The sequence below is a fragment of the Ruegeria sp. CDSC081 genome (genome assembly GCF_059610485.1).
On the sequence record NZ_JBXWNS010000009.1, the window covers coordinates 106,190 to 118,932 of the forward strand.

Below are 12,743 nucleotides of genomic sequence, written 5' to 3' on the forward strand. Positions count from 1 at the left end.
TATATAGGGCCATAATGGACAAGTACCCGGACCAAAAGCGCGCAGTGCAATATCTTTACCCGCCGATCGACCCGTTCGATCAGCGCATGGTCGATGTGGGCGATGGTCACCTTATCTATATGGAACAATGCGGCAATCCGGATGGCCTGCCGGTGGTCGTGTTGCACGGAGGCCCAGGTGGCGGATGCAGCCCCGCAATGCGGCGCTATTTCGATCCGGACGTCTTTCGGGTGATTCTGTTTGATCAGAGAGGCTGTGGACGCTCGCGCCCGCACGCGTCGGTCACAGACAACACAACCTGGCATCTGGTGGCCGATATCGAACGGCTGCGCACCCTGTTGAACATCAGTGATTGGGCCGTTTTCGGTGGAAGCTGGGGCGCAACCCTGGCGTTGATATATGCGCAGGCGCATCCCGACCGGGTGAATAGGCTGATATTGCGCGGCGTGTTTCTGGCAACGCAGGCCGAGCTGGACTGGTTCTATGGTGGTGGCGCGGGCAAGTTCTGGCCCGAGCAATGGTCCAAGTTCACCGCTCTGCTCTCCGAGACTGAGCTTTCCGACACGATTGGGGCCTATAACAAACGTCTGTTCTCAGGGGATCGGGCGACTGAGGTTCTGTACGGACGGGCCTGGTCCGCCTGGGAAAATGCGCTGGCGTCAATCCATTCGAACGGATCCACCGGAGAAAGCCCGGGTGAGTATGCGCGCGCCTTTGCCCGGCTTGAGAATCACTATTTCATCAATCGGGCTTTCCTTGATCAGGACGGGCAGATTCTGGAGCAGATGGATCGGATCGCTCATATTCCCGGCCATGTCGTTCAGGGGCGCTATGACATGATCTGCCCACCGCATTCTGCTTGGAACCTGGCCGAGCGCTGGCCGAATGTCGAATTGAAGATGGTCCGTCAGGCGGGCCATGCCCTGTCTGAACCCGGCATCAGTGCCGAACTGGTCCGCATTATGAACCGCGTGGCCGAGGGGGTAGCATGACCCGCATTGACCGCCGCGCGTTGTTTGCATCAGGTGCCGCTGCGGCGCTGTTGGCCGCAACAGGTGCGTCACTGGCGAATACGCCCAAGCCGGGCGGAACCCTGCGGCTTGCGGTGCCGCGTGACGACAGTCTTGAACAAGTTGCACGGGGGGCGGTGTTTGACACGCTGACCGAAATCGCACCGGACGGTACCTTGCGAGGTGAGCTGGCAACAGGATGGCAGACCGATACGGATGCCCGGATCTGGACGTTTGATCTGCGCGATGATGCGGTGTTCCACGACGGCGTAGCATTGGATATCGCTGATGTGATGGCGGTTTTGGCCGAAGTCGGGCGCGCCGAAGCGCTGGCCCCTAACCGGCTGCATCTTGAACTGGCCAAACCTAATCCCGGCCTGCCTTTCCTGCTGGCCGAAAGTCAATTTGTCATCCCGCGGGCTGGTCAGAGCGTCAAACCGCTGCAGATCGCCAATGGCACCGGATGCTACTGTGTCGAACGGGCTGTGGATGATCGCCACTTTCTGGGCCGCAAAGTCGTTGACCATTATAAGAGCACTCAGACCGGCTGGGCGGATGCTTTTGAGATTATCGTCATTCCTGATGCCCGCGTCCGGGCCGAAGCATTGCGGGATGGCTATGTGGATATTGCTGCCCTGCCATCATCCGAAGGCTTGAATGGACTGCGCGGTCTGCGCCTTCACCCCAGCGAATCGGATATTGCGCTGGCTGCTGCTGCTCATGTTGGTATGCCCCAGCAGATCGGCGGCGCGCGCGCGCTGGACGACGGACGCATCGCTGAACGGTGGTGGTTGGCGTAAATTCCGGTCAGGGTTCCTGCCGGGGGTTGCAGACTCGGGAAACCCTGCGTATATGCAGTTGCAACAGCGGCGTGTCAGACTTCTGGTCTGGGGCTCCACCGGGAATTTCGACGGGCCGCGCGCCCGTTTTTTTGTGCCCGACTGACAGGGTAGAGTAGCTGATGACAAACGAACTGATAGCCAAAGCTGCCATCGATCGGAGACTGGCCGAGATCATCACCCCAGTGATCGAAGATCTGGGGTATGAGCTGGTCCGTATCCGCCTGATGAGCGGCAAGCAGACCACCTTGCAGATCATGGCCGACAAGCCCGATGGTGGCATCGAAGTGGATGATTGCGCCGAGATATCGAACGCAGTCAGTGCCACGTTGGATGTCGAAGATCCGATCCTTGACGCCTATGCGCTGGAAGTGTCCAGCCCCGGCATCGACCGGCCTCTGACACGTCTCAAGGATTTTGAGATGTTCGAGGGCTATGAGGCAAAGATTGAAACCGCCGAACTGATCGACGGCCGTCGCCGCTTCAAAGGTGAGCTGGCCGGGACCGAAGGTGATGAGGTTTTGATCAATATCTCCGAGGGAGATGAGACGATCACCATCGGCTTGCAGTTTGACTGGCTAAGCGATGCCAAGCTGGTCCTGACCGATGATCTGATCAAAGAGATGCTGCGCCAGCGCAAGGACGCCGGTGCCCTGAACGAAAACGCTTTCGACGAGATTGAGACCGAAGGGTCCGAAGAGGAGACGAACTGATGGCAATCACCTCAGCCAACCAGCTGGAGCTGCTGCAGACCGCCGAGGCCGTGGCCCGCGAAAAGATGATCGACCCCGGTCTGGTTGTCGAAGCGATGGAAGAATCGCTCGCCCGTGCCGCCAAAAGCCGCTACGGCGCCGAGATGGATATCCGCGTCAGCATCGACCGCAAGACCGGCAAGGCGACCTTTACCCGTGTCCGCACCGTGGTTGAAGATGAGGAGCTTGAGAACTATCAGGCCGAGATGACCGTCGAGCAGGCCAAGCAATACATGGAAGCGCCGGAAGTCGGTAGCGTCTATGTCGAAGAAGTGCCTCCGGTCGAAATGGGCCGGATCGCGGCGCAATCCGCCAAGCAGGTGATTCTGCAGAAGGTCCGCGAAGCCGAGCGCGATCGCCAGTACGAAGACTTCAAGGATCGCGCAGGTACCATCATCAACGGTGCGGTCAAGCGCGAAGAGTTCGGCAATGTCATCGTCGATCTGGGCGGTGCCGAGGCTGTTCTGCGCCGCAACGACAAGATTGGCCGCGAAAGCTATCGCCCCAATGACCGTGTGCGCGCCTATATCAAGGAAGTTCGCCGCGAGGTTCGTGGCCACCAGATCTTCCTGTCGCGCACCGCGCCTGAATTCATGGCTGAACTGTTCAAGATGGAAGTGCCGGAAATCTATGACGGCATCATCGAGGTCAAAGCTGTTGCGCGTGATCCCGGATCGCGCGCCAAGATCGCTGTCATTTCCTATGACGGCTCGATCGACCCTGTCGGTGCCTGCGTTGGTATGCGCGGCAGCCGTGTGCAGGCCGTCGTGAATGAGCTGCAGGGCGAAAAGATCGACATCATTCCATGGAACGAAGATCAGCCCACCTTCCTGGTGAACGCGCTGCAGCCTGCCGAGGTGTCCAAGGTTGTTCTGGATGAAGAAGCGGGCAAGATCGAAGTTGTGGTTCCCGAAGAACAGCTGAGCCTTGCCATTGGCCGTCGCGGTCAGAATGTGCGTTTGGCCAGCCAGCTGACCAATCTGGACATTGATATCATGACCGAGGCCGAAGAATCGGCGCGCCGTCAGAAAGAATTCGAAGCCCGCACCAGCCTGTTCATGGAAAGCCTGGATCTGGACGAGTTCTTTGCGCAACTGCTGGTCTCGGAAGGGTTTACCAACCTGGAAGAAGTCGCTTATGTCGAGCTCGACGAGCTGTTGGTCATTGACGGCGTCGACGATGGCACCGCGCAGGAACTGCAGACCCGTGCGCGTGAACACTTGGAAGCACAGGCCAAAGCGGCGCTGGATGCAGCGCGTGAGCTGGGTGTCGAGGACAGCCTTATTGAATTCGAAGGTCTGACACCCCAGATGGTAGAAGCGCTGGCCAAGGACGACGTGAAAACGTTGGAAGATTTTGCCACCTGCGCTGACTGGGAACTGGCTGGTGGTTGGACCACAGTTGATGGTGAGCGTATCAAGGATGACGGCGTTCTGGAGCCTTTTGGCATAACGCTGGAAGAGGCGCAGGATCTGGTCATGACCGCACGCATCATGCTGGGCTGGGTTGATCCTGCCGAACTGGAGCAGGCTGAAGAAGACGGCGTAGCGGCCGACGAGGAAGCCGAGGCCTGATCGCAGGCTTCGGGTGGCGCACATGGGTCGCGGTGGCGTCCATAAGGATCGGTCTGACGGACCCGAACGCAAGTGCATTGCCACTGGCGAGGTTCAGCCTAGATATGGGCTGATCCGCTTTGTGGTCGGGCCAGACGGTCAGGTCTTTCCTGATGTCGCGGCAAAACTGCCGGGGCGCGGTGTTTATGTCTCGGCCGACCGCAGCGCGTTGGACAAAGCCATCGGCAAGAAATTGTTCGCGCGGGGGTTCAAGGCGCAGGTCACTGTGTCAAAGGATCTGGCCGATGAGGTTGAAAAGCAGATTGCGCGGCGCGTGATCGAGCTTTTGAGCCTTGCACGCAAGTCCGGTGATGCGGTTGCTGGCTATGAAAAGGTCAAGGCAATGCTGGACCGGGAAGAGGCCCAGATATTGCTTCAGGCTTCTGATGGATCGGGGCGCGGCAAGTCGAAACTCAGCACGCCGCACTTTGGGAAATACATCGGCTGGTTGACCGCAGACGAACTTGGGGCGGCATTTGGGCGCCAAACCGTGATTCATGCGGCCTTGGCCTCTGGCGGACTCGCCAAACGTGTTGTAGAGGAAGCGCAGCGCCTGCATGGCTTGCGCGAAACGGATGACGGCGGCAAGGGCCGCGCGGAAGGGTAAGAAGCTTTATGAGCGATAGTGACGGCAAAAAGACATTGGGTCTTCGTGGCGGGGCGCGCCCCGGAAATGTGAAACAAAGTTTCAGCCACGGACGTACCAAGAATGTCGTGGTGGAAACCAAACGCAAACGCGTGGTGGTCCCCAAGCCGGGTGCGGCCAAAACCGGTGGTGGAGCTACGCCATCAGGTGATCCGTCGCGTCGTCCAGCCGGGATTTCCGACGTGGAAATGGCGCGCCGGATGAAGGCGCTGCAGGCTGCCAAGGCGCGTGAGGTCGAAGAGGCCGCCGAGCGTCAGGCCGCTGAAAAAGCGCGCGAGGAAGAGCGTGCCCGTCGCCGTGCGGAACTAGAGGCCAAAGAGCGCGAACAGCGCGAGGCCGAAGAACGCGCGCGCGCCAAGGCCGAAGAGGAAGAACGCAAGCGCAAAGAGGCTGAAGATGCCGCTAAGCGTGTCGCGGCGACCCCGACTCCTGAAGAGCCAAAAGCCGCCCGCAGCCCGGCCAGCAAGCCTGCGCCCGCAGCAACGCCACGCAAGCAGGATCGCGAGCGTGAACAGCGCGGCACGCGCACCAAGGGCCGTGACGATAACCGCCGTTCAGGCAAGCTGACTCTGGGTCAGGCGACCGGTGGTGAAGGCAACCGCCAGCGTTCGATGGCAGCCATGAAGCGTAAGCAAGAGCGCGCGCGTCAGAAAGCCATGGGCGGCGCTGTCGAGCGGGAAAAGGTTATCCGTGACGTACAGCTGCCCGAGGCGATTGTCGTGTCCGAGCTGGCCAACCGTATGGCCGAGCGTGTCGCGGACGTTGTCAAATCGCTGATGAACATGGGCATGATGGTCACGCAGAACCAGACCATTGACGCTGATACTGCGGAACTGATCATCGAAGAATTTGGCCACAAGGTCACGCGCGTCTCGGCCTCTGACGTCGAGGACGTCATCAAAGAGATCGAAGACAGCGAAGGCGATCTGCAGTCGCGTCCGCCGGTCATTACCATCATGGGTCACGTTGACCACGGTAAGACCTCGTTGCTGGACGCGATCCGCGACGCTCGCGTTGTGGCGGGTGAGGCCGGGGGTATTACCCAGCATATTGGTGCTTATCAGGTGAAAACCGATGGCGGCACAACGCTGTCTTTCCTGGATACACCGGGTCACGCGGCCTTTACCTCGATGCGTTCGCGCGGGGCGCAGGTCACGGATATCGTGGTTCTGGTTGTTGCTGCGGATGACGCGGTGATGCCGCAGACGATCGAGGCGATCAACCACGCCAAAGCGGCGGGTGTCCCGATGATCGTTGCGATCAACAAGGTCGACAAGCCGGATGCGAACCCGGACAAGGTGCGCACCGATCTGCTGCAGCACGAAGTCATCGTTGAGAAAATGTCGGGTGAGGTTCAGGACGTCGAAGTGTCCGCCATTACCGGTCAGGGTCTGGATGAGCTGTTGGAAGCCATCGCGTTGCAATCCGAAATTCTTGAGCTGAAAGCCAACCCGAATCGCGCCGCCCAGGGTGCCGTGATCGAGGCGCAGTTGGATGTGGGCCGTGGACCTGTTGCTACCGTTCTGGTTCAAACCGGTACATTGCGTCAGGGCGATATCTTTGTTGTGGGTGAGCAATACGGTAAAGTCCGTGCGCTGATCAACGACAAGGGCGAACGCGTCAAAGAGGCAGGCCCCTCGGTTCCGGTTGAGGTTCTGGGTCTGAATGGCACGCCCGAAGCCGGGGACGTTCTGAACGTGACCGAGACTGAAGCGCAGGCGCGTGAAATCGCCGCCTACCGTGAACAGGCCGCCAAGGACAAACGCGCCGCCGCCGGTGCCGCAACCACCCTTGAACAGCTGATGCAAAAGGCCAAGGAAGACGAAAACGTCACCGAACTGCCAATTCTGATGAAAGCGGACGTGCAAGGTTCTGCCGAAGCCATCGTTCAGGCGATGGAGAAGATCGGCAACGACGAAGTGCGCGTGCGGGTGCTGCATTCAGGCGTCGGCGCGATCACCGAAACGGATGTCGGCTTGGCGGAAGCGTCCGGAGCCCCGATCTTGGGCTTCAACGTGCGTGCCAATGCTTCAGCCCGGAACACCGCAAACCAAAAGGGCGTGGAAATCCGCTACTACTCGGTGATCTACGATCTGGTCGACGACGTGAAAGCCGCCGCATCAGGCCTGTTGAGCGCCGAGATCCGCGAAAAGTTCATCGGTTATGCCGAGATCCGCGAAGTCTTCAAGGTTACAGGCGTTGGCAAGGTTGCTGGCTGTCTGGTTACAGAAGGCGTGGCGCGTCGTTCCGCAGGTGTCCGCCTGCTGCGCGACAACGTGGTGATCCACGAAGGCACGCTGAAGACGCTGAAACGCTTCAAAGACGAAGTGGCCGAGGTTCAGTCGGGTCAGGAATGCGGTATGGCATTCGAGAACTATGACGATATCCGCGCCGGAGACGTCATCGAAATCTTCGAGCGCGAAGAGGTCACCCGGACACTGGATTGATCCGGACAGAACTGAAATTCGGAAAACAGCGGCTCTAACGGGCCGCTGTTTTTCTTTTGGTGAGCTGACGTGAGCCTTTGACTTTATGCGCGAGTTTGTTTGAAGTTAATCATCAAGTCGCACGGGGTAGCCTTGGTTCAAGAGGCAATGGCATTCGCGTGTTTTCAGAGAGCTTAAACTAAACGGGCCGCTTAGTATTGCCTTGGACAACGGACACGCGTCCGCGAACGCGATCATCCCTCACCAAGTCGGTGACGGCCAGTTTCACCAAATCGCATCCGCGAAGCTTGCTATTAATCGCCACATTGAACAGCGCAAGATCGCGCAGGTAGCCCGCTAGTTTGAGCCGCGCACGGATCGTCCTGACCTGTTTCGGCAAGAGCGGTCGTTTCTGACCGAGAATCCGGCCTTTGTTTCAAGCTTTGCGTTTCGGGGTGACAGCGGGAAGTTGGACTCTTTGTATGTTTTGCCCTCCGATCCCCCCCACGCCCAGACATCTGCACCGCGCTGACGTTGTAATCTTACAAGCGGAGTGAATGCCTGCTCTCGGAAGTCTACGGAGAACACCATTTCTGCCGATGCATTCGGCGGCAGTGAGCCCTTCCTGTGAGTTCACTGTTCTTGCTGCGAGCGCACGCAGCGCGGATTTTTCTGCTGTTGCTGAATTTAGGCGGTCGCAACGCGGCGAGAAAACCGGCCGTTCAAACATATCGCAGCAAATCTGGAATCATCAATTCATAGGTCGCGGACAATGCAGAAGATCGGCTTTCGCGACCCGAGGTCCACCTTAGTGAGCATCGCGAAAGCAGGGAAAGCGCCACAACGGGATCCGAAAATTTGATGCGGTTATTCGCTCAGCCTAGTTCAATGTGGAAATTAGAAGCTAGTATCATGCGTGAAGTCGTGGCGCATGCTCTTCCCTATCGTCCACCAAAGCTGACGGGAGTCCCTTTCAGGTAAGGTTGGTGTTGATACCATTTTCGGGGTGTTCTTTTGGGATAGAGTGAAAGCGGTAATTTGTAGAAAAAAGGGCACCAATGGATCGACGTGAGAGCGCATTAGACGCAGCCAAGAAGACAGTCTTGTCGCATCAGCGGCACATAGACACTGCACCGAAGTTTGCGCTTGCTGAAGGGCTTTCGGTCGAAACCAGCGCGAATTGCAGTTTTCAGTTCACTGCACCGTTCCGGGAATGCGTCGGCGCCGAAAATGCCGACAAGAATTTTTGGGGCCCATTGCGAAGTTCGTTTTCTCCCCTTCAACGCAGACCGGACATATTTTTTGCAGGCTACAATCACCTGAGCGATGAACCTGGCGTTTGGGTCGCTTCTATGGGGCACCTTCTTGGTCTGTTCGATCAGCCGTTTCTCGGAATGCGTCCGACCCGACAGTCAACAATGCTCAGATACGCAGAATTCAGCCTGGTCGTGGACGGCAAGATAACCGAAACAACGATGTTCCTAGATGTGCTGAATCTGATGGCGCAGGTGCGGGCCGAAGCACTTCCGCCGTCGACCGCCGCGACGATGGTGACGCCCGGGCCGCGCACGCATGACGGCCTGCTTTTCAACAGCCAACCTTCGAGCGAAGGCGAAAAGACTTTGAAGCTGTTTCTCAGGATGATCGACCGTTTGCTGGCGGAAGATGTTCACACAACAAACACGGATCTGTCGTTGGATTGGAAGGAAGACATGATCTGGTGGGGGCCAGGCGGCATCGGTGCACCCTACACCCAGGAACGCTATCTTGAGCAGCATTGCGTTCCCTTCGAAGAAGGCTTGAAGTGGGGCGACTTTTTCGGCCACCGAACGGAGTTCGCAGAAGGCCACTATGGTGGATTCTTCGGTTGGCCCACATTTGATGTGACCTCGCTTGGGGGATATATCGGGCTTGCCCCGAAGTCCGAGAAGAAGGCGACGATGCGCGTTGTCGACCTCTATCGGCGGGAGGGTGATAAAATCGCTGAAAATTGGAACTTCATTGATCATCTGCACTTTCTTGAACAATTAGGTGTCGATCTTATTGCGCGACAACGCCTGCTGACCGGATTGGATTGAGGTTTTGATATTTTAAGAGAATCGAGTATAGTCGACATCGCATACGTATGCGATGTCGAGCGACCAAACTGCTCGTATCTGCTTCTAAGCTGACCCAACGAGGTCGAACCCAGGGAGAAAAACATGTCTATCATCACTCGTCTGGCAGTTACTTCAACTGCGCTTGGAATGACGGTCGGGGCTGCGTTCGCTGATTGTCCGGTTACCAGCGGGAGCGTCAGAATCCTTGCCAACGACTTTCCAGCGCTGCATGCGGTTGTCGATAACGCCGAAGCGTGCGTCGGAGAGGGGGCGGAATTCTCGAAGAACCACTCGACCAAGCACAATGAAATACAGGTTGCAGCGCTCACGGCCAATCCGGCTGAGTATACGACTAAAATCGTAGCGAACTCGTCCATCGTTCCTTTGTTGAATGATGGGCTGATACGCCCGCTGGATGATCTCGTCGCCAAGCACGGTCAGAATTTGCAACCAAACCAGCTAATTCGTGTCGATGGTAAGATCATGGCGATTGCCTTCATGGCCAATGCACAGCATCTGATCGTGCGCCAGGACATTCTTGACCAAGTCGGCAAAGGGGTGCCGACATCCTACGAAGAGGTGCTTGATGTTGCCGAAGCCATCCGCGCGGCTGGCATCATGGAATACCCTTTCGCAATGCTGACCAAATCGGATTGGAACCTCGGCGAAGAGGTCGTGAACATGTATCTCGGTCACGGCGGCGAATTTTTCAAGCCCGGCACGGCTGAGGTGTCCATCAACAACGAAGCAGGCGTCGCGACGCTGAACATGCTGAAATCGCTGATGGAATATTCCAACCCTGACTTCCTGACCTACAATACTGGCGCAGTCGTGCCGCTTTGGGAATCGGGCGAGTTAGCAATGGCTGTCATTTGGGGATCGTCGGTGGGTGGTCTGCTCGACGACGAGGGTTCTACACCTGAAATCGTTGCGGCGACGATGCCTGCCGGTGCGATGACTGTTGCGGGCGGTTCGACGCCAGCGTCATCGCTCTGGTGGGACGGTTTCACCATCGCCGCGAATATCAGCGATGAAGATGCCGAAGCTACTTTCATTGCGATGGTCAATGGCATCTCTGATGACATGGTCATGGCTAATAACGACAAGGCCGTTTGGTTGATGGAAAGCTACAAACCTGGCGTCGCTGCTGAGGGCGTCGCGGCCGTCGCAGGTACCGGTGCCGAGCCTTATCCGATGCTGCCCTACATGGGGCTTCTGCATTCGGCATTTTTCCAAGAGGTGCCAGACTTCCTGCAGGGCAACGAAAGCGCTGAACAAACCCTAGCTGACATCGAGGCGGCTTATACCGCTGCTGCAAAGGAACAAGGGTTCCTCAAGTAAACACTCAAATAGTGCGCGGCGCTCTTTCTGCGCCGCACACAACTTTGTCGGGTTTTCGCTATGCCGCACGGAACTTTTGCACGATTTATCTGGCCATCATTCCTGGCAATGATCCTGTTCATTGCCCTGCCGATCGTGTCGGTAGCGATGCAGTCGTTCTTTGTTGAACATGAACAGGTCATGCGTGAGGTCGAGAATTGCGGGCCCTTCACATGTACCACGATTCTACAAGTCGATCTGGAAGCAACCGACGCGTTGAAGGTCGACGCACCTCTCGGGCGTTATAACGGCTTGGGAACCTACACAAACCGTGGGCATCTGGCCTTTGACGAAGTGAGCGGGATCTGGTCAGCATCTGAATCTTTCGGGGGATTCATCTCGGGGGTTTACAACCTGCCGTTCTACAAGGCGCTTTTCTTCACGCTTGCCTATACCTTCGTCGTCACACCGTTGGTGATCGTCTTTGGTCTATTGATAGCTCTGGGTGTGAACCGCCTTCCAAAAGTCACCAAGGGGCCGACAATCTTTGCCTCGCTCTTGCCGATGATCGTGACACCTCTGATCGGGGGCTTGATCCTTTTTTGGATGGTAGACGCAGACGGCATCATCGGGGCTACGCTGCAGATCATCTTTGACGATCCTGATCTTAGCCTGAAAGCTTCGGCACCGCTCACCTGGATCATGCTGATGGTCTACGGCGTCTGGCATTCGACGCCCTTTGCCTTCGTTGTGTTCTACGCGGGGTTACAGACGGTTCCCACGGATACTCTCGAAGCTGCGAAGATTGACGGGGCAAGCAGGTTTCAACAGGTCCGCTATGTCATCGTTCCCTACATGATGCCGCTTCTGGTCTTCATCACCTTGATGCAACTGATGGACAATTTCCGCGTCCTTGAACCCATCGTGTCCTTCTCGGCCGAAGCCAAGGCCAGATCGCTCAGTTGGATCATCTACAACGACCTTTCGGGGCAGGATAAACTCTTCGGCTCGGCCGCAGCGACTTCGATGCTAACAATCCTCGGCGTTGCCATCCTGCTGACACCAGTGCTGATCAAGACCTGGCGGGACTTTAACCGGAGGGCGGTGTGATGGCGTCAGCGGCTAACAAATCACCGCGTCTGCTGACGTGGTTCGCGACCTCGATGATCATCTTCTGGCTGATGATCGCGATCGGGCCGTTTGTCTGGACGGTCTGGGGATCTTTCAAGGTTCAGGGCGATTTCTTTTCCAAGGCCGATTGGCGGAACGCGATCTATGGGGTCTATACCCTGTCCGAAACCGGCGGCAGCTTCACCGGCAACGGATATTATGGCGCCTGGATTCAGGAAGAGTTCTGGCGGAATGTGCTGAACACCACGATTGTCGTTGTTTGCACAGTCATTATTTCTTTGACGCTTGGAACCTTGGGCGGATACGCCTTGGCGCGTTCCGGATATCGTTACGCATTCTGGCTTTTGATCGCAGCACTCGTGTTTCGGGCCATGCCGCATATCACGCTGGTCTCAGGCTACCTGCTGCCATTCTTCGAATGGAACCTGTGGGGACGACTCTCGACCACAATCGTCGTACTGGTCGCAATTAATCAGCCGTTTACGCTTTGGATGTTGCACTCGTTCTTCCTGAACATCCCGAAGGATATGGACGAAAGCGCTATGGTCGATGGCTGCACCCGGTTCCAGGCGTTCTGGCATGTGATAATTCCGGTCATGTGGCCGGGCGTCATTACGACCGGGCTATTTTCTTTCCTTCTGGCCTACAATGATTTTGCAATTACCTCGATGCTTCTGAGTTCGGAAAACCAGACGATGGTGCCCAAAATCGCAAGCTTCCTTACCCAGATACGCGAACAGGGCAACGTGATGTTTGCCGTTTCGGCGGTGGTGAGCGCCATGGTGCCTCTGTTCTTCCTGGTTTTGTTCTTCCAACGCCAGATCGTTAGCGGGTTGACCGCCGGCGCGGTGAAAGGGTGAGGCGATGGACCGTCTGACACTCGCCTCCGCTCCGCTGATTTTCACAT

Annotated in this window: 10 protein-coding genes and 1 pseudogene; 10 read left to right on the forward strand and 1 reads right to left on the reverse strand. The window is 57.2% G+C overall.

The annotated features are described in order from the left end of the window. Positions 1-14: 14 nt before the first annotated feature. The 6 genes from pip to infB all read left to right on the forward strand — a co-directional run bounded on the left by pip (position 15) and on the right by infB (position 7,307). On the forward strand, positions 15-992 hold the full coding sequence (gene pip / locus AC2FH9_RS16475) for a prolyl aminopeptidase (protein ID WP_282022178.1): 978 nt from the start codon (positions 15-17) through the stop codon (positions 990-992). Further along, positions 989-1,810, forward strand: coding sequence for an ABC transporter substrate-binding protein (locus tag AC2FH9_RS16480; protein WP_496872256.1), 822 nt, complete (start codon positions 989-991; stop codon positions 1,808-1,810). Before pip ends, AC2FH9_RS16480 begins: the two co-directional genes overlap by 4 nt. A 161-nt stretch (positions 1,811-1,971) precedes the next feature. Further along, entirely contained in the window at positions 1,972-2,562 is a 591-nt protein-coding gene (gene rimP / locus AC2FH9_RS16485) for a ribosome maturation factor RimP (protein WP_496697395.1), read from the forward strand. Beyond that, the gene (gene nusA, locus AC2FH9_RS16490; protein ID WP_271950779.1) at positions 2,562-4,175 is read left to right on the forward strand and encodes a transcription termination factor NusA; all 1,614 of its coding nucleotides are present in this window, start codon (positions 2,562-2,564) and stop codon (positions 4,173-4,175) included. The genes rimP and nusA overlap by 1 nt, the downstream gene beginning before the upstream one ends. A gap of 22 nt (positions 4,176-4,197) precedes the next feature. Beyond that, positions 4,198-4,821 (forward strand): RNA-binding protein, encoded by a 624-nt coding sequence (locus tag AC2FH9_RS16495; protein ID WP_142638257.1) that lies wholly within the window; start codon positions 4,198-4,200, stop codon positions 4,819-4,821. 8 nt (positions 4,822-4,829) lie between these two features. After that, positions 4,830-7,307 (forward strand): translation initiation factor IF-2, encoded by a 2,478-nt coding sequence (gene infB / locus AC2FH9_RS16500; RefSeq protein WP_496692727.1) that lies wholly within the window; start codon positions 4,830-4,832, stop codon positions 7,305-7,307. Positions 7,308-7,488: 181 nt separating this feature from the next. Here infB and AC2FH9_RS16505 read toward each other — a convergent pair. Further along, a pseudogene (locus AC2FH9_RS16505) lies at positions 7,489-7,710 on the reverse strand (integrase); the annotation flags it as partial. A gap of 994 nt (positions 7,711-8,704) precedes the next feature. On the opposite strand from AC2FH9_RS16505, the gene AC2FH9_RS16510 reads away from it, so the two are divergent. The 4 genes from AC2FH9_RS16510 (at position 8,705) to AC2FH9_RS16525 (ending at position 12,696) form a co-directional block, all read left to right on the forward strand. Beyond that, the gene (locus AC2FH9_RS16510) at positions 8,705-9,364 is read left to right on the forward strand and encodes an ester cyclase (RefSeq protein WP_496702271.1); all 660 of its coding nucleotides are present in this window, start codon (positions 8,705-8,707) and stop codon (positions 9,362-9,364) included. Positions 9,365-9,487: 123 nt separating this feature from the next. Continuing rightward, entirely contained in the window at positions 9,488-10,726 is a 1,239-nt protein-coding gene (locus AC2FH9_RS16515) for an ABC transporter substrate-binding protein (RefSeq protein WP_496872257.1), read from the forward strand. Between the two features lie 60 nt (positions 10,727-10,786). Beyond that, a complete protein-coding gene (locus AC2FH9_RS16520; RefSeq protein ID WP_281973841.1) occupies positions 10,787-11,815 on the forward strand; it encodes a carbohydrate ABC transporter permease in 1,029 nt (342 codons plus the stop codon). Continuing rightward, on the forward strand, positions 11,815-12,696 hold the full coding sequence (locus AC2FH9_RS16525; protein ID WP_271951248.1) for a carbohydrate ABC transporter permease: 882 nt from the start codon (positions 11,815-11,817) through the stop codon (positions 12,694-12,696). The genes AC2FH9_RS16520 and AC2FH9_RS16525 overlap by 1 nt, the downstream gene beginning before the upstream one ends. The last annotated feature ends 47 nt before the right edge of the window (positions 12,697-12,743 follow it).